This window comes from Methylococcus geothermalis (assembly GCF_012769535.1).
Lineage (GTDB): Bacteria > Pseudomonadota > Gammaproteobacteria > Methylococcales > Methylococcaceae > Methylococcus > Methylococcus geothermalis.
On sequence record NZ_CP046565.1, the window covers coordinates 3,067,501 to 3,083,769 of the forward strand.

General features: G+C 62.8%; 18 protein-coding genes and 1 tRNA gene (1 of these 19 only partly in view). 12 read left to right on the plus strand and 7 right to left on the minus strand.

What is annotated here, in order from left to right:
- On the minus strand, positions 1-349 hold the 5' portion of the coding sequence (locus GNH96_RS14280) for a septal ring lytic transglycosylase RlpA family protein (RefSeq protein WP_169604262.1). The gene continues 59 nt to the left of window position 1, outside the view; 349 of the gene's 408 nt are visible here — the first part of the coding sequence; the start codon lies at positions 347-349; its stop codon lies off the left edge, out of view.
- A 204-nt stretch (positions 350-553) separates the two neighbouring features.
- Between GNH96_RS14280 and GNH96_RS14285 the strand changes: the two genes are divergently transcribed.
- The 10 genes from GNH96_RS14285 to GNH96_RS14330 all read left to right on the plus strand — a co-directional run bounded on the left by GNH96_RS14285 (position 554) and on the right by GNH96_RS14330 (position 8,788).
- Entirely contained in the window at positions 554-1,546 is a 993-nt protein-coding gene (locus GNH96_RS14285) for a KpsF/GutQ family sugar-phosphate isomerase (RefSeq protein WP_169604263.1), read from the plus strand.
- 40 nt (positions 1,547-1,586) lie between these two features.
- Positions 1,587-2,129 (plus strand): KdsC family phosphatase, encoded by a 543-nt coding sequence (locus GNH96_RS14290; protein WP_169604264.1) that lies wholly within the window; start codon positions 1,587-1,589, stop codon positions 2,127-2,129.
- A gap of 35 nt (positions 2,130-2,164) precedes the next feature.
- A complete protein-coding gene (lptC, locus tag GNH96_RS14295) occupies positions 2,165-2,701 on the plus strand; it encodes an LPS export ABC transporter periplasmic protein LptC (protein ID WP_169604265.1) in 537 nt (178 codons plus the stop codon).
- A complete protein-coding gene (lptA, locus tag GNH96_RS14300) occupies positions 2,688-3,206 on the plus strand; it encodes a lipopolysaccharide transport periplasmic protein LptA (RefSeq protein WP_228719885.1) in 519 nt (172 codons plus the stop codon). The genes lptC and lptA overlap by 14 nt, the downstream gene beginning before the upstream one ends.
- Before the next feature lie 4 nt (positions 3,207-3,210).
- Complete coding sequence (lptB, locus tag GNH96_RS14305) at positions 3,211-3,936, plus strand: LPS export ABC transporter ATP-binding protein (RefSeq protein ID WP_169604267.1); 726 nt, start codon at positions 3,211-3,213, stop codon at positions 3,934-3,936.
- Positions 3,937-4,023: 87 nt separating this feature from the next.
- Positions 4,024-5,490 (plus strand): RNA polymerase factor sigma-54, encoded by a 1,467-nt coding sequence (locus GNH96_RS14310; RefSeq protein ID WP_169604268.1) that lies wholly within the window; start codon positions 4,024-4,026, stop codon positions 5,488-5,490.
- 30 nt (positions 5,491-5,520) lie between these two features.
- Entirely contained in the window at positions 5,521-5,817 is a 297-nt protein-coding gene (hpf, locus tag GNH96_RS14315; RefSeq protein ID WP_169604269.1) for a ribosome hibernation-promoting factor, HPF/YfiA family, read from the plus strand.
- 71 nt (positions 5,818-5,888) lie between these two features.
- The gene (rapZ, locus tag GNH96_RS14320) at positions 5,889-6,776 is read left to right on the plus strand and encodes an RNase adapter RapZ (protein WP_169604270.1); all 888 of its coding nucleotides are present in this window, start codon (positions 5,889-5,891) and stop codon (positions 6,774-6,776) included.
- Between the two features lie 161 nt (positions 6,777-6,937).
- Positions 6,938-8,488, plus strand: coding sequence for a hopanoid C-3 methylase HpnR (gene hpnR / locus GNH96_RS14325; protein WP_169604271.1), 1,551 nt, complete (start codon positions 6,938-6,940; stop codon positions 8,486-8,488).
- A gap of 9 nt (positions 8,489-8,497) precedes the next feature.
- The gene (locus GNH96_RS14330; protein WP_169604272.1) at positions 8,498-8,788 is read left to right on the plus strand and encodes an RES family NAD+ phosphorylase; all 291 of its coding nucleotides are present in this window, start codon (positions 8,498-8,500) and stop codon (positions 8,786-8,788) included.
- A gap of 421 nt (positions 8,789-9,209) precedes the next feature.
- On the opposite strand, the gene GNH96_RS14335 is transcribed toward GNH96_RS14330, so the two are convergent.
- The 6 genes from GNH96_RS14335 to GNH96_RS14360 form a co-directional block, all read right to left on the minus strand.
- Positions 9,210-9,297: transfer RNA gene (locus GNH96_RS14335), tRNA-Ser, on the minus strand.
- A gap of 82 nt (positions 9,298-9,379) precedes the next feature.
- Positions 9,380-10,096, minus strand: coding sequence for a DNA polymerase III subunit epsilon (dnaQ, locus tag GNH96_RS14340; protein ID WP_169604273.1), 717 nt, complete (start codon positions 10,094-10,096; stop codon positions 9,380-9,382).
- A 10-nt stretch (positions 10,097-10,106) separates the two neighbouring features.
- Positions 10,107-10,565: a ribonuclease HI gene (gene rnhA, locus GNH96_RS14345; RefSeq protein WP_169604274.1), complete on the minus strand. Its 459-nt coding sequence runs from the start codon at positions 10,563-10,565 to the stop codon at positions 10,107-10,109.
- The gene (locus tag GNH96_RS14350) at positions 10,562-11,965 is read right to left on the minus strand and encodes an APC family permease (protein ID WP_169604275.1); all 1,404 of its coding nucleotides are present in this window, start codon (positions 11,963-11,965) and stop codon (positions 10,562-10,564) included. Before GNH96_RS14350 ends, rnhA begins: the two co-directional genes overlap by 4 nt.
- Before the next feature lie 57 nt (positions 11,966-12,022).
- On the minus strand, positions 12,023-12,826 hold the full coding sequence (locus GNH96_RS14355) for a DUF2272 domain-containing protein (protein WP_228719886.1): 804 nt from the start codon (positions 12,824-12,826) through the stop codon (positions 12,023-12,025).
- A 76-nt stretch (positions 12,827-12,902) separates the two neighbouring features.
- Positions 12,903-14,690 (minus strand): hypothetical protein, encoded by a 1,788-nt coding sequence (locus GNH96_RS14360; RefSeq protein WP_169604276.1) that lies wholly within the window; start codon positions 14,688-14,690, stop codon positions 12,903-12,905.
- Between the two features lie 248 nt (positions 14,691-14,938).
- Between GNH96_RS14360 and GNH96_RS14365 the strand changes: the two genes are divergently transcribed.
- Together GNH96_RS14365 and GNH96_RS14370 are read left to right on the plus strand one after the other, a co-directional pair.
- Positions 14,939-15,334, plus strand: a complete 396-nt coding sequence (locus GNH96_RS14365; RefSeq protein ID WP_169604277.1) for a bacteriohemerythrin — start codon at positions 14,939-14,941, stop codon at positions 15,332-15,334.
- A 172-nt stretch (positions 15,335-15,506) separates the two neighbouring features.
- Entirely contained in the window at positions 15,507-16,268 is a 762-nt protein-coding gene (locus GNH96_RS14370) for a bestrophin-like domain (RefSeq protein ID WP_169604278.1), read from the plus strand.
- The last annotated feature ends 1 nt before the right edge of the window (position 16,269 follow it).

Sequence of the window (16,269 nt, forward strand, 5' to 3'; positions counted from 1 at the left end):
AACCCAATTCTCTCGCGGCACGCTTTGAAAGATCGAGAAGCCGCCCATGACGGCGCGATGACCGATCATTGACACGAACCAGCACACTGCGCTGGTTTTTGAGATTCGTTACCCTCAGGAGGGTACCGAAAGGGAAGGAATTGTGCACCGCAGTCAGCGCATCGCGGTTGTAGCGTTCGCCACTTGCGGTCCGTCGCCCATGAAACCGATCGCTATAGTAGGACGCAAAGCCTACGCTACGGTCTTTCTTTTCATGCTTCTCATGAAGCGGTTTGGCTTGAACAAAATGACAGCTGGCCGCCAGCACGAGCGATAGAACGCCCTGCGTTATCTTGCCGTTCACTTGCATCAGTCACCCTCCTGCAAGAGCTTCGTTGGGATATTGCGGCCTCATGATAAACAAGACTCACAGCTCAGAGCAACTTCCGAGGAAATCCTTTATGACGTCTATGACGTCGGGGAGGCGGAATTGCACCCCCCGGACCCGGCCCGCAAACGGCACACCCTGCAGGATATGGCATAATTCCTGATGCACGCAGCAGATATCACGACGATGGGGAACCCACAGCATCCGACCTTTGACGATCGCACGCTCTGTGCGCTCGGCGTCAACGTGATCAAGACCGAGGCCGCAGCGATAAGCGCCCTGGCCGACCGCATCGACGCGAACTTCGCCGCTGGTTGCCGGCTGATTCTTGACTGCCGCGGCCGCGTCGTCGTGACCGGCATGGGCAAATCCGGCCACATAGGCAGAAAAATCGCGTCGACGCTCGCCAGCACCGGCACTCCGGCATTCTTCGTCAATCCCGGCGAAGCCTGTCATGGCGACCTGGGCATGATCACCCGCAACGATGTCGTGCTGGCGCTGTCCAATTCCGGTGAAACCGCAGAACTTCTGACCATACTGCCACTGATCAAACGACTCGGGACTCCGCTCATCGCCATGACCGGCAACAGCCTTTCCACGCTCTCCCGCCAGTCCAACATCCACCTCAACACCGGCGTCCGGGAGGAGGCCTGTCCGCTGGGGCTGGCGCCGACCTCGAGCACCACGGCCACCTTGGCCATGGGAGATGCCTTGGCGGTCGCGCTGCTCGAGGCGCGCGGATTCACGCGGGAAGATTTTGCGTTTTCCCATCCCGGCGGCAGCCTCGGCAGACGCCTACTGACCTTTGTCCGCGACATCATGCATACGGGCGACGCCATGCCCTTCGTCGGCCTGGAAGCCCGCGTTCGGGATGCGCTGCTGGAAATGACGGCGAAGAAACTCGGCATGACGGCGATCGTCGACGCCTCGGGCAAAGTTCAGGGGGTCTTCACCGACGGCGATCTGCGCCGCCTGCTGGAAAAAGCCCAGGACATCCATGCCACCCCCATCGCGGCCGTCATGACCCGGCCTTGTGTCACCATCGAAAGTCGCCTGCTCGCCGCCGAAGCCGTCAGGATCATGGAAGAGAAGCGGATCAACGCCCTCCCGGTGGTGGAGGACGGACGGCTGGTCGGAGCGATCAACATGCATGATCTCCTGCTCGCGGGGGTCTTGTGAGAGGATCGCGCGCCTACCCCTGCCCTACTCGGCGCTGCTCATGAAACCCCCATTCGGGGCAAGCCAGGACATCCTGAATCGGGCCGCGGCCATTCGCCTGGCGATCTTCGACGTCGATGGCGTGCTGACCGATGGCACCTTGTTCTTCGACATCCAAGGCCGCGAATACAAGGGTTTCCATACCCAGGACGGCCTCGGCATCAAGCTGCTGCACGAAAGCGGCGTCAAGGTCGCAGTGATTTCCGGCCGCCAGTCGGAGATCGTGCAGCGCCGCATGGAAAGCCTTGGCGTGAAGCACTGTTTTCAGGGCTTCGATGACAAGCTCGAGGCCTTCGGCCGGCTCAAGACCGAACTCGGCCTGTGCGACGCTCAAATTGCCCATGTCGGCGACGACCTGCCGGATGTCCCCCTGTTCAGACGCGCAGGCCTCGCGGTGGCGGTAGCCGACGCCCATCCCTGCGCCGCCGAACAGGCGCATTGGCTGACCAGCCGAGCCGGAGGCGCCGGCGCCGCCCGTGAAGTCTGCGATCTGATCATGCACGCCCAAGGTACGCTCGATGCGGCGATAGCGAGGTTCCTCTGATCACCCTGACGCGCCAGCAAATCGTCGCGATCGCCATGCTCGCCGTAGCGGCGCTGGGCAGCACGTGGTACGCGCAGCGGATCAAGCCCACGGAAGATGCCGGTGCGACTGCCGAACACGGCACTGTCGACTACTTCTCCCTCGACATCCGGCGGACCGCTCTGGACGAGGGCGGCAAGGCCAAGAACTTGCTGGTGGCACCGGTACTCACACACTACATCGACGATGACCACACCGATCTGACGATGCCGGTGTACACCATGTTTTCGAAAGAGGACAATCCTCCCTGGGTCATTTCTTCCGAACATGGCACCATCCGCCCGGATGGGACCATCGCCTTGGAAGGCGCGGTACTGATCCAGCGGGACACGGACCGGAATGGCCGGGCGATCCGGGTGATAACGAGCAACGCCCTGGTCGATCCCAGCCGGGACTATGCGGAGACGGCCGACCATGTCGAAGTCTTCAGCGATCCGGACTTCCTGTCAGGCGACGGCGCCCAGGTTCATTTCGGCGATCAACTCAAAATCACCATCCTTTCCAATGTCCGCAGAAAACATGACGTGCGCTAGAACGAGAACGCTAGGCTTCCTCGCCCTGTTCTGCCTCTGGCCGGGCTTGACGTTCGGACTGTCCAGCGACGCCAAGCAGCCGATCTACATCGAGGCCGACACCGCCACCTACGACGAGGCCACCGGGCAAACCATTTACATCGGCCACGTGCGCTCGACCCAGGGCAGCCTGATCGTGGACTCGGACAAGATGATCGTCTACCAGAAAGGTGGGAAAACCGAAAAAGTCGTGGCCACGGCAAATCCGGTCCGCCTGAAGCAGACGCCGGATGGCGGCAAAGAGGACATTCACGGCACGGGCCAGCGCGCCGAATATTTCCCCGAAACCGGCATTCTCATCCTTTACGACAAGGCTGTGGTCTGGCAAGGCGGCGATTCTACCGAGAGCGACCGGATCGAATACGACAGCCGCAAGAATTTCGTGAAGGCGGGCGATCCGCAGTCGAACAAATCGCGCGTGCACGTCAAGCTGGCGCCCAAGGCGGAAACCAAGAGCCCGAAGTAAGCCGATGACCACACTTTGCGCGGAAAATCTCGGCAAGCGCTATCACCGGCGCACCGTCGTCGACAACGTCAATCTGTCGATCAATACCGGAGAAATCGTCGGCCTGCTCGGCCCCAATGGCGCCGGCAAGACGACCAGCTTCTACATGATCGTCGGACTGATACGCCCGGACCATGGAACCATCTCAATCGATCAGCGTCCCATCACCCACATGCCGATGCATGCGAGGGCGAGACTGGGCCTGGGATACCTTCCTCAGGAGCCGTCGATTTTTCGCAAGCTGACGGTTGCCGACAATCTGCGGGCGGTGCTGGAGTTCCGCCCGGACCTGACGCGCGGGCAACAGGAATTGATCATCGAAGAATTACTCGACGAGTTCAGCATTTCCCACTTGCGGGACCAGCGGGCCGTCGGCCTGTCCGGCGGTGAACGGCGGCGTGTGGAGATTGCCCGCGCCCTGGCCTGCGAGCCTCGCTTCATGCTTCTGGACGAACCCTTCGCCGGCGTCGACCCGATCAGCATCATCGACATCCGCAATATCATCGAACACCTGAAAAACCGCGGAATCGGAATCCTGATCACCGAACACAACGTGCGCGAAACCTTGGGGATTTGCGACCGCGCCTATATCCTCGCCGCGGGGCGAGTCATCGCGGAAGGAAACGCGACCGAAATCGTGAACAATCGCGAGGTCCGTCAGGTCTATTTGGGAGACAATTTCTCGCTTTGAGCGAAACGGCCTTATCGTTGCGCCTGCTTCGCGTTAAAATACAAGCAATTATCGCACCATATTGGAAGACGGCACGCTAGACCGATCATGAAACAATCACTGCAACTTCGGCTGGGGCAGCAACTGGCCATGACCCCCCAGCTGCAACAGGCCATCAAGCTGTTGCAGATGTCCACCCTCGAACTGCAGCAAGAAATCCAGCAGGCGCTGGATTCCAACATGATGCTGGAAGTCACCGATGAGGAAGAGCAGCATATCCGCGACGCCGGCGCCGACGAGATACCTATCACCCACACCGAACCCAGCTACGCCGAGCTTCCCGACCTCGACGCCCAAACCACGATCCCCGACGAGCTGCCGGTCGACTCCTCCTGGGAGGACGTCTTCGACGGGGTGCACAGCTATGCGCCGAGCGGCGCGGCGGAGCCGGAAAACGAGGATTTCCTCGGGCAACGCGGCAAGGGGCAAAGCCTCCAGGAGTATCTGCGCTGGCAGATGGAACTCACGCCCTTCACTGAGCGGGATCATGCCATTGCGACCGCCATCATCGATGCAATCGACGACGACGGCTATCTGGACACCAATCTGGAAGGCATACACCAAGGGCTAAGTTCGCAGCTCGAAAATCTCGAAAAGGACGAAGTCCAAGCGGTGCTGCATCGCATACAAAACTTCGATCCGCCCGGCATCGCGGCCGAAAATCCGGCCGACTGCCTGCGCATCCAGTTGCAGCAGATGCCTGAGAACACGCCCTACCGAGCCCAAGCCATCGAACTGGTCTGCCATCACGTCGACCTGCTCGCAAAGAAGGACCTGGTCCGGCTCAAGAAAGCCCTGGAACTGGACGACGATGACCTCGCGGAAACGATCCGCCTCGTCAGGTCCCTGGACCCGAAACCGGGTCGCTCGATCGAACTCGACGACTACCAGTACATCATTCCGGACGTTTTCGTCTATCGGCAGGGCGCCGAATGGGCCGTCGCGCTCAATCCCGAAATCGCCCCCAAGCTGCGCGTCAACCCCTATTACAGCGGCCTGATCCGACGGGCGGACAGCAGTCCGGACAACGTCACCATGCGGAATCACCTGCAGGAAGCGCGCTGGTTCATCAAGAGCCTGCAGAGCCGCAACGAAACCCTGCTCAAAGTGGCGCGCGCCATCGTGGACCGCCAACGCGAATTTCTCGACGTGGGCGAAACCGCCATGAAACCGCTGGTGCTGCGCGACATCGCCGAGGAAGTCTCCATGCACGAGTCCACGATCTCACGGGTCACCACCCAGAAGTACATGCATACGCCCAACGGCATCTACGAATTCAAGTATTTCTTTTCGAGCCACGTTTCCACGGATTCCGGCGGAGAATGCTCGGCCACCGCGATCAAGGCGTTCCTTAGGGAAATCGTGAGCAAGGAAGAGGCCACCAAGCCGCTGAGCGACCATGCCATCGCCGGCATGCTGAAAGACAAGGGCATCAACGTCGCGCGGCGAACCATCGCCAAATACCGCGAAGCGATGGGCATTCCGCCTTCCAACGAAAGAAAACAGTTGTTCTAAACCTTACGCCGTTACCCCCTGGAGAACCTCATGCAGCTCAACATCAGCGGACATCACATCGACGTCACCGACGCCCTGAAAAATTACACGACCGAAAAGTTCCAGAAACTGCAACGCCATTTCGACCAGCTGTTCGACGTCCACGTCATCCTGTCGGTCGAAAAACTGCTGCAAAAGGCCGAGGCCACGGTACAGGTGACGGGTGCGAACCTGTTCGCCGAGGACGTCCAGGAAGACCTGTACGCCGCCATCGACGGCCTGGTCGACAAGCTGGACCGGCAGATCATCAAACACAAGGAAAAACTCAACGATCACGGCCGCCCGTAACCGGACCGTCACCGCCGGGTGATACCGTCTGCGATGGCATGACCACGGCAACAACACCGGGTAGTCTCAAGATGCAGCTCATCATCGTCAGCGGTTTCTCGGGCTCGGGCAAAAGCATCGCCCTGGACACGCTGGAGGACTGCGGCTATTACTGCATCGACAATCTGCCCGCGCCTCTGATCGAGCCTTTCCTCCAGCAGGCCATCGCCTCCCAGTCGAGCGCGTTCGAAAAAATCGCCATCGGGATCGACGCCCGAAACCAGAGTGCACATCTGACCGGCTTCCCGGACATCGTGGACACGGCCCGGCGGCTGGGCGTCGATTGCAGAATCCTGTTTCTCCAGGCCGAGCCGGAAACCCTGCTGAAGCGCTTCAGCGAAACCCGCCGCAAGCATCCGCTCACCGACGCCTCGGTTCCGCTGGCCGAGGCCATCGAGCTGGAACGACGCGTGCTGGAACCGGTGCTGAGCCGGGCCGACCTCAATATCGACACCACGTATACCACCATCCACCAACTGCGCGAACTGGTCCGCCAGCGCGTAGGCATCCCGAGCGGCCGCCTCATGTCGCTCTGTCTCCAGTCCTTCGGCTTCAAACACGGCGTTCCGATGGATACCGATTTCGTCTTCGACGCCCGCTGCCTGCCCAATCCGCACTGGACGGCCAGCCTGCGGCCCAAGACCGGCAAAGATCCGGAAGTCGTCGCATTTCTGTCGGAAAGCGCCGACGTTCACGACTACCTGGACCACCTCACGGCATTTCTGGAACGCTGGATACCCTGCTTCCTGGCGGAGAACCGCAGCTATCTCAACGTCGCGATCGGCTGCACCGGCGGCCAGCACCGCTCCGTGTATCTGGTCGAAGCGCTGGCCAGCCGGCTGGACAGCGACCGCTACCATCTACTGGTCCGGCATAGGGAGCTTCCGGAGTCGCTCGACGACAGCCAAGCCGCACGATAAGCCGTCCATACCGATCGCAAAGGGCTTCTCAGGGCTTGCCGGCTTACCGCTCAGGTAGCCAGAATCCGAGTCATGTGAGACGATTCGGCTACCCGCCGTGATGTTCCCCGTCAGGCGGCGTCCGGTTCGATGAGTCCCAGAAAAGGAAGGAGCCGAATCCCATGAAGGTCTTCTGCGTCCACCCCAGCCCTCTCATGTACACCAAGGTTTTCCTGCGCCTGGAACCCCTGGGCCTGGAACTGGTGGCGGCCTCCTTGAGGCGCGCCGGACACGACATCCGGCTGATGGACCTGCAGGTGGAGTCCCATGCCGATTTCCTGCGCGAACTGGACGCCTGGAACCCGGACGTCGTCTGTTTTTCCCTCAACTACCTCGCCAACGTTCCGGAAATCGTCGACTTGGCCAAGGCTGCCAAGACCCGGTTGCCGAAGTGTTTCACCTTCGTCGGCGGCCACAGCGCCTCCTTCATTGCCAAGGACTTGCTGGAACACGGCGAGGGCCTGCTCGACTGCGTGCTACGGGGCGAGGGCGAAGCAGGCGCGCCCAAGCTGTTGGAGGCCGTCGCCCGCGGCGGCAATATCGACGAGGTTCCGGGCGTGGTCAGCCTGCAGGGCGAAGGCCCGCCGCCCGCCTTCACCGAAAGCCTGGACGAGCACCTCCCGGCCCGCGACCTGCTGAAGCACCGCCGCAACTATTTCCTCGGCACCCTGGACCCTTGCGCCTCCATCGAGTTCAGTCGCGGCTGCCCCTGGGACTGCAGCTTCTGCAGCGCCTGGACCTTCTACGGGCGTAGCTACCGCGTGATGAGCACCGAGCGCATCATGGAAGATCTCCGCCGCATCAAGGAACCCGGCGTCTTCATCGTCGACGACGTCGCCTTCATCCAGGCCCACCACGGCATGGCGATCGGTGAAGCCATCGCCCGCGAAGGCATCAAAAAGCAGTACTACCTGGAGACCCGCGGCGACGTGCTGCTGCGCAACAAGGAAGTGTTCAAGCTTTGGAAGACGCTGGGCATGGAATACATGTTCCTGGGCGTCGAGTCCATCGATGCCGAAGGTCTGCAGAAATTCCGGAAGCGCGTCAGCCTCGGCAAGAACTTCGAGGCACTGGAATTCGCCCGCTCCCTGGGGATCACGGTGGCCATCAACCTCATCGCCGACCCCGACTGGGACAAAGAGCGCTTCGAGGTGATCCGCCAGTGGTGCATGGAAATCCCGGAGATCGTCAACATCAGCGTCAACACGCCCTACCCCGGCACGGAAAGCTGGCACACCGAATCGCGCCAGCTCACCACCCGTGATTACCGCCTGTTCGACATCCAGCACGCCGTCCTCCCCACTAGGCTTCCCCTGCGCGAGTTCTACGGCGAACTGGTGAAAACCCAGCAAGTGCTCTACAAGAAGCACATGGGCTGGGCCGCGGCACGCGACACCCTGAAAATCCTCGGCGGCCATTTGCTGCGCGGGCAGACCAATTTCCTCCGGAGCCTGTGGAAGTTCAACAGCGTGTTCAACCCGGCATTGCAACTGTCGGACCACAGCCAGCCGGTCAAGTACCAGATGGCTCTGCCGCCTTCACCGACGGAACGCAAAATCGAGGCAAAAACGCTCTACGTTCACCGAAGCCGGGGCCGCCAGAGCCGCGCCCTGGACGATGCCACGGAAAAGTTCGTGGACGAGGGGCGGATGGGAGCAACGGCAGTCGGTTGACAACACCCATTGCGAGATACGCCGATCGATTCCCAGTTCAGCCACAAGCTCCGTCTGGACAGCGAAGGACTCTCGGGCCGCTCCGCCACCGTCGAGCTGACCCTGTTCGAATTCGCCGCCGCGGCCGACAAGGCCATCGACCTGTCCCGCCCGCCGCTGTCGTCCGACCGGGCTGCCTGGACGCACCCATCCGACGATTCGGCGACCCAGGCCCTTGCCGAGCAGGCGCGACATGCCGGCATCACAACCATCCGTTACCAATCGGTCCGCGATCCCGATGGATTCTGCTGGCCTTGCTGACGCCGGCGGTCTTCAAATCGGTCCCCCCCGGCGCCCTATCGGAACAACCAGCGGACCTGGAACCTGCTGATTCAACCTCCCAGCCGGATCTGGCAAAGGCAATTGGAAAGGGAGAGCTGGGTGTCCGAATTCTAGCGAAGGATCGGCACCCGCGGCCTGCTCACCTCGGGCACTCCCCCACGCCTCATCATGCAGCATCATCGTGGCCGACGACGACGGGAACATTGAGCGATCCCGGATCAGTTTTCCCAACGCCCCGCCTCACACTGCTTCCAGTCCTTGCCCAGCTTTTCGCGCGGAGCGTTGGACGCCCTATTTGTCGCTCGTCAGGCGTCTGTCTACCGGCGCCCGATCCTGGACGACAAAAAACCCGCCAAGCCTTGTTGCTCACGGGTTTGCTGGAATTCGTAGGGAGTTCAATTGGCGGAAGCGGTGAGATTCGAACTCACGAACGGTTTCCCGTTGCCGGTTTTCAAGACCGGTGCCTTCAACCACTCGGCCACGCTTCCTGAGAGACGAGAATCGGAATCCGCGGGCCTGAGCCGCCACTCCGATCAGGCGGCGTAGGATACCCGATGCAGGGGCCTCACGCTAGCGGGACCACAGGCAGTTGCCGGAGCTCGCCTTGGCGATGGCTTCCAGGCGGGCGGCATGGGCTTCGGCCTCTTCGGGCGTGCTGCGGATGACCCGCAGCGGCGGACGGCTGGTATTGACCGATCTCGGCGCAGCCTGCTCCCGTTCGAGCTGAACTCCGCCGGCTTCGCCGTCGGCCTCCAGCAGCATGGCGATCTGGCCGCCCGTCATCGCCAGATAGACGTCGGCGAGGATTTCGGCGTCCAACAAGGCGCCATGCAGTTCCCGGCGACTGTTGTCGACGTTGTAGCGCTTGCACAAGGCGTCGAGGCTGTTGCGCTGGCCGGGATGGTTCTTGCGCGCCATCGCCAGGGTGTCGCAGATGCCGCAGTAGTCGGCGATCCGGCCCCGGTTGTCGCCCAGGAGCGAAAGCTCGTGGTCGAGGAAGCCGACGTCGAAGGCGGCATTGTGGATGATGAGTTCGGCGCCGCCGACGAAGTTCAGGAAATCGTCAGCGATGCTCTTGAATACGGGCTTGCCGGCCAGGAATTCGTTGGTCAGGCCGTGCACTTCGATCGCCCCGGCGTCGATGTCCCGTTCGGGGTTGATGTAGACGTGAAATCGATTCTGGGTGATCCGCCGGTTGAGCAGCTCCACGCAGCCGATTTCGATGATGCGGTGACCGGCCTTGGGATCGAGGCCGGTGGTTTCGGTGTCCAGTACGATTTGGCGCATGGTCTGCCTCTCAAGCGGGGTTCGTGTTCGATTGCAGCAGTTCGTCGATGCCGCGGTTGGCGAGGCGGTCCGCGGCTTCGTTTTCCGGATGCCCGGCATGTCCCTTGATCCAGCCCCAGCTCACTTGGTGGCGCTGCTCCGCCTGGATCAGCCGCCGCCATAAATCGACGTTCTTGACCGGGGTGCGCGCGGCGGTCTTCCAACCGCGCTTCTCCCACTGGGCGACCCATTCGGTGATGCCCTTCTTCACGTATTGCGAGTCGGTGATGATCTTCACCGCGCAGGGCCGGCTGAGCGTTTCCAGTGCCTGGATGGCGGCCATGAGCTCCATCCGGTTGTTGGTGGTCTGGGGCTCGCCTCCGTACAGTTCGCGGGTTTTGTCGCCGTAGCGAAGCAGCACGCCCCAGCCGCCGGGGCCGGGATTGCCGCGGCAGGCGCCGTCGGTGTAGGCGTATACGGTTTCGCTCATTCTTCGTCTTGGCCTTTCGCGCGCCAGTAGAGGTAGAAAGGAATGCCCAGCAGCAGGAAGGCCAGGCCGATGCCGGTTTCGCCGGGGTTGTGGAAAATCATGCTGATGCAGAACAAACCGGCGACGCCGGTGAACACCATCGGCACCCAGGGATAACCCGCGGTGTGATAGGGTCGGGGAACGTCGGGCGACTTGCGCCGCAGCACGATGACGGCGAGCGCGGTGATGCCGTAGAACGCCCACAAGCCGAAGATCGCATAGTTGAACAGCCGGTCGAAGCCGGCGCGGTCCTGGCCGAAAAGGAGGATCAGGAAACAGGCGAACAGCGCCTGGATCACCAGTGCATTGACGGGCGTGCGATGGGTCGGATTGAGTCTGGCCAGCGGGCTGAAGAAAAGTCCGTCCCGCGCCATGGCGTAGGAAACCCGGGCGCCCGACAGAATGGAGCCGTTGAGGGCCGCCAGGGTCGACACCACGGCCGCGGCGGTGATCGCGGCGCTCCCCCGATCGCCGAAGACGATCTGCGCCACGTCCTGCGCTACCCGCTGGGAATCCTTCACCGCAGCCAGCGGCAAGGCATAGAAATAGGCCAGATTGGCCAGCAGGTAGACACCCATCACGCCCACCAGTCCCAACAGGAACACCTTGGGGATGGTGTGTTCCGGATCGCGGATTTCCGAGCCCACCAGGGTCAGGTTGTTCCAGCCGTCGTAGGCCCACAGCACCGCGGCCAGCGCGGCGGCGAAGCCGCCCAGGCCCCATGCGGCGCCGGAGGGACTTGCCGGCACGGGCCGAAAATGCTCCCACGAGCCCTTTCCAACACCGAACACCAGCGCGGCCAAGGCGACGATGGCCGCCACTTTCAGGACGGTCAGGAAGCTCTGCACCGCACCGCCCGTGCCGACGCCGAAACAGTTGATTGCGGAGAACAGCGCGACGGCAGTCATCGCGACGATCTGCAGCCCCGTGATTCCCCAACCGCCCTCGCCCCGCGGCAACCGCAGCCATTCCTCCTGCAAACCGCCGACGAAAAAGCCGAGGAATAGGGCGAAGCCGGTCGCGATCGTGGCGATGGAGCCGGTCTTTCCGATCACGACCTGCTGCCATCCGAACAGGAAACCCCAGAGCGGCCCATAGGCCCGGCGAAGGAAGGCGTATTCGCCTCCGGCCTCGGGGAAGGCCGCGCCCAATTCCGCATAGCTGAGCGCGCCGGCCAGCGACAGCAGGCCGCCGAACACCCAGACGAAAAACGACCAGCCCACCGAGTCGAGTTCGCGGGCAATGGTCGAAGGCACCAGGAAGATGGCGGTGCCGATCACGGAACCCGCCACGATGGCGCCCGCGCTGGCCCAGCCCAGGGCGCGCTTCAACTCGGGTACGCCCGAATCCGGCGACTGCATGGCTTTATTCCTTGTGATTCAAACGAGGGAAGGCCCTCCGGCGCGATGCCGGACGGGTCATAACCGGTTTTCCAGGACCAGAAACCACGGACGCTGCCGCGTGGGCTGCAGCAGACCGTCCTTGTTCAGGGCAACGGTGCTGCGCGAAACCGAGTTGCGCACGTTGCCGCCGATCGCATCCACGCTACCGTCGTTGCGTTCGACCACGATGTCGCAATGCAGCTTGGTGTCTTCCAGCATGTAGGTTTCCAGCGGCCGCGTGACGCTCGGCAGACCGTAGCGCTCGCGGCTGGCGCAGATCAGGTCGCCGGGGCGGGGGCTGTACTCCTTGATCGAGTGGGGCACGAAGGCCGAATACCTGCCGTCGGACTTGCGGATGATCTGGCTCAGATAAACCCAGTGGGCGCTGGCGGGAGGAAACTGGCTTTCCGGCACGCCAGCCATTTCCATCACCCAGCTCACGAAGGCCGCGGACCACGGTTGCGAACAGTTGAGACCGGACAGGCCCGGCTTGTTTACGGCCTGCCAGTAGTAGCTGACGCGCTGGATGTGGGACTCATCCTCGTCCTCCCAATAGCCGACATGCGGAATGCTCTCCTGGCCTCCGTCGTAGATGACGCGCTGGGAGCCGAAAAACTCCCATTCGGCGTTCGCCAGCGACAGTATCCGGCGCTTGATCGCCGTCAGCGTCGGTTCCTTCGCTGCGGGCTTTTCGGCCGAGGATACCGGCCCGGCGGGCTGAACCGGCTGAGTTGGCACCTTCTTCGCACCGCCGCAACCGGCGGCGGCGACGCCAATGGCCAAAGCGCAAAGGCGCACACTCCGCCGTATGGCGCCCCCCAGACTGGTTCCCTGATTCAAGCGATGCCTCCCGACTTTCCAGCTTTGTTTCCCGACAGACCTGTTTTCCCGCGACCGCCTGCCGAAAGAAGCCCCATCAGCGCGGCGGGCGCCTGGCCTCGCGGAACCAGGGCCGGTATTGCTCCATGCGCGCCACCTGATCCGCCGGCGCATGCCGGGTGCAGGTGGAATACTCTTCGGTTCCGCGCTCGGCGCCCCAGCGTACCTCCGCGCAATCGTTCGGATTATACGCAACTTCCAAGGCTTTCCGGCGGGCGAATACCTCGGCAAGCGAAAGCTGCCAAGGGCTACCGTCGCTGCGGTGGTAGACGATGTGCGCGTCGCGGAGGCGTTCGGAATCCAGCCGCTCCAGCCGCGCCTTGACCTCGGACGGGGACTGGCCGTGCAGGACGAACAGTTCCGGATGCCGCACCACTTGTTCCGGGAGCTGCGACATCACGTTGAGGGCGATGATCAAGCGCATGTCCCGCGAAGGCGTCGAATAGTCCTCCCAGGGGCCGATGGTCTCGAAGACCGCGCTGCCGGACGGCATGGCGATCACGGCGCGCGCATGCTTCCGGAAATAGGCCTCACCGTTGTCGACCGAAGCCACCCGCGTCTCCAACTGTTCCATCAAGGCCTCGAACATGGCCTCGTAAGCCTGCAGCGGGTCCAGCCCCTGGGGATTGATCAGCCGCCCCATGTCGGCATAGAAGTCCTCGGGCGACAGCTCGCCCTGCTCGTCCGAAAACGGCGCGGTCAGGGCCGAGGCCGTCAACGCCGCGTTGCCGGGAATCCGAACCGGCGCACTGGCGGACACGAGCGGCCGGAAAGCCTTGAAGCCCGGACCCGCGCCCCTCACGTCGTCGGCGAAGAGAAACGTCCCCTCCCAGAACCGCTTGCGGCTGATGGAGTTGTCGGGCTGAGCATCCACGGCGAGCAGCATGCCGTTCCGGTTCGCAGATTGAGGGACCCATTTGGCGATGACGAGCACATGGCCGTAGGGGTCGGCGTAAACCGTACCCGGCCACAGGTATTCCCGCTTGAGCGGCACCGGGTAGAAATCCGTGGCGCTGTCGTGGAGGCCGGTGCGGGCGCTGCCGGAGTGCACCGTATCCATCACCTTCCGGATCACCCCTGTGAAAACGCCCGGCGCCACCGGTCCCCGCGCGAACACATCGGCGATGATCGCCGCCCCGCAGCGCGGCGGCTGGCTGGCCGAACCGCGGCTGCAGCTGCGGTAAGCCATGGGTAAGCCGACCTTCCAGGCGAAATAGGCGCGGAGGTAATACGGCAGGTCCGCGCAATCGGGGTCCGATGGGATATGGCGGTCCTCGCCCGCGCCGAAATAGTCGTACAGAAAATTGCGGGAGGGGTCCGTCAGCACCGGCTTGAGCGAAGGGAGGTTGACGCTTTCATCGAGCGGATAGTCGAACAGCGTTTCGATCCAGGCGGAAAAGAAGGCCTCGGTGGCCCGGTCCCAACGCCCCGCCCCGCCGGCCGCCGCGCCACTCCCCACGCTCAAATCCAAGCACGCGAGCGCTCCATCCGCCCCTCGCGCCTCCACCCGATAGTTTCCGCGCGCAGCCCGGTCGATCTCCGCCGCCAAGCTCCAGGGCGGCCCGCCTCGGCTCTCGGCCTCCAGCGGCAACTCGTTTCCGTCCGGCGCGCGCACGGAGAGGCTCCGGATCGGCGCATCGGCGGAGACAGCCAGCATCTTCAGCGGCTCCCCCGGCAGGGGAACGCGCGGCAAAATCCGGATCGAGGCGCCGGGCACCGTGGGTTCGCACGCCGACGAACCGGAAGGCTCGGCCGCCGCCTCGCCCCAGGACAGCCCGGCCAGACTCAAAGCAACAACCACACGGCACCAGAACGGTACGAACATCGGCCACCCGCCATTCTCAATGGGCGGCTCCATCCGCCGCCGCTTTCCGCCGCGATCATAGCAGGGATCGGGCGCCGCAAACCCCACGGCGCCGGAGCCCCCTTGCGACCGAATCGTTAAAGTTTTGATGCAGATCAAATTGTCCATGGCCAGAATCCGTATAGTCAACCTCTGGGTCTGGCGCCCCCATCTGGCGCACGAGGCCCGCGTCCAGAACCATACACACTAAAACGAGGAGGAACGAATCCATGGCATTAATGACCTGGACCGCTGCAGAATACGGCACCAACGTGGGCTTTGCCGACGACCAGCACAAGACCATTTTCGACATGGTCAACAAGCTGCATGACACCGCCGCCGCCGGCAATCGCGCCGAAATCGGCAAGCAACTGGACGCGCTGATCGATTACGTCGTCATGCATTTCCAAGCGGAAGAAACCGAGATGCAGAAGAAGGGCTACGCCGACTTCACCGCGCACAAGGCCGAGCACGACAAGCTCGTCGGTGTCTGCGCCGATCTGCAGAAAAAGTTCCATGCCGGCCAGGCCGAGGTGAACCAGGACACCACGCGCTTCGTCCGGGATTGGCTCGTCAACCACATTCCCAAAGTCGACAAACTCTACGGACCCTGCCTGAGCGCATAACGAGCGCAGTCTCCCCAGCCCCGCCCCGACGGGGCTGCCTACACCTGCCCGGAGGCATGGACGCCTCCACGCCGGGCCATCCCTCGCTCGCCTCTATCTCCCGAGTCCGCTTGATGGCATGATTGCGCGGCTTTGCCCAAGTCCGCCGCACACATCGACCGGATCACCCGACATGACCATCCTCAGCATCATTCTGATCACTGCTCTAGCCGGGCTGGCGAGCATGGGCATCCACGGCCTGATCCAGCGCAGGGTCGACCAGCGCAAGCTGCGCAACCACAACGACGTGGCGGCGGCGGTCTACACCAATTTCGGCGTTCTGTTCAGCCTGATCCTGGGCATCCTGGTCGGCCAGGGCGAGGAGCGGCTGGCCGACCTTTCCTCCGCCACCGTGCACGAAGCCGCCATCCTCATGGACCTCGTCAATGTGGCGGAAGCCTACAACGACAAAGTCGGACATGCCGTGCACACCGCTGCGATCGGCTACGCGAACGCCGTCATCGAGCAGGAATGGCCTTTGCTGGCCGAACATCAGGGCGCGCGGATCAAACGGGCGCCGCTGGAACAGCTATGGCGGGTCAGCAAGGCGATCGACCCGACCGAGCCGCGCGGCCAAGCGCTCTACGATACGACCGTATCCATGCTGGAAAACCTGGCCGAAGCCCGCTACGAGCGCATTTCCGCCGCGAACGACGATCTGAGCGAACTGCTCAGATTCGTGCTGTGGGTGGGCGCCGCTTTCACCATCGCCTTCCTCTGGTTCTTCGGCGCGGAAAACCAAAGGGTCCAGCTCATGCTGACCGGCATCGTGACCAGCATGCTGTCCTTGGTCCTGATCCTGGTGTTATCCATGAACAATCCCCTGTCGGGCGATCTCGGCGCGCGGCCGGAGCCGTTCGTCAACCTGCTGCACGATTTGGCGTCCCCGGCCTGAG

Excerpts from the sequence above, each read along its gene's own strand:
- GNH96_RS14285 (WP_169604263.1), top strand. The coding sequence starts at position 554 with ATGGGGAACCCACAGCATCCGACCTTTGACGATCGCACGCTCTGTGCG.
- GNH96_RS14290 (WP_169604264.1), top strand. The coding sequence starts at position 1,587 with ATGAAACCCCCATTCGGGGCAAGCCAGGACATCCTGAATCGGGCCGCG.
- lptC (WP_169604265.1), top strand. The coding sequence starts at position 2,165 with ATGCTCGCCGTAGCGGCGCTGGGCAGCACGTGGTACGCGCAGCGGATC.
- lptA (WP_228719885.1), top strand. The coding sequence starts at position 2,688 with ATGACGTGCGCTAGAACGAGAACGCTAGGCTTCCTCGCCCTGTTCTGC.
- lptB (WP_169604267.1), top strand. The coding sequence starts at position 3,211 with ATGACCACACTTTGCGCGGAAAATCTCGGCAAGCGCTATCACCGGCGC.
- GNH96_RS14310 (WP_169604268.1), top strand. The coding sequence starts at position 4,024 with ATGAAACAATCACTGCAACTTCGGCTGGGGCAGCAACTGGCCATGACC.
- hpf (WP_169604269.1), top strand. The coding sequence starts at position 5,521 with ATGCAGCTCAACATCAGCGGACATCACATCGACGTCACCGACGCCCTG.
- rapZ (WP_169604270.1), top strand. The coding sequence starts at position 5,889 with ATGCAGCTCATCATCGTCAGCGGTTTCTCGGGCTCGGGCAAAAGCATC.
- hpnR (WP_169604271.1), top strand. The coding sequence starts at position 6,938 with ATGAAGGTCTTCTGCGTCCACCCCAGCCCTCTCATGTACACCAAGGTT.
- dnaQ (WP_169604273.1), bottom strand. The coding sequence starts at position 10,096 with ATGCGCCAAATCGTACTGGACACCGAAACCACCGGCCTCGATCCCAAG.
- rnhA (WP_169604274.1), bottom strand. The coding sequence starts at position 10,565 with ATGAGCGAAACCGTATACGCCTACACCGACGGCGCCTGCCGCGGCAAT.
- GNH96_RS14350 (WP_169604275.1), bottom strand. The coding sequence starts at position 11,965 with ATGCAGTCGCCGGATTCGGGCGTACCCGAGTTGAAGCGCGCCCTGGGC.
- GNH96_RS14360 (WP_169604276.1), bottom strand. The coding sequence starts at position 14,690 with ATGTTCGTACCGTTCTGGTGCCGTGTGGTTGTTGCTTTGAGTCTGGCC.
- GNH96_RS14365 (WP_169604277.1), top strand. The coding sequence starts at position 14,939 with ATGGCATTAATGACCTGGACCGCTGCAGAATACGGCACCAACGTGGGC.
- GNH96_RS14370 (WP_169604278.1), top strand. The coding sequence starts at position 15,507 with ATGACCATCCTCAGCATCATTCTGATCACTGCTCTAGCCGGGCTGGCG.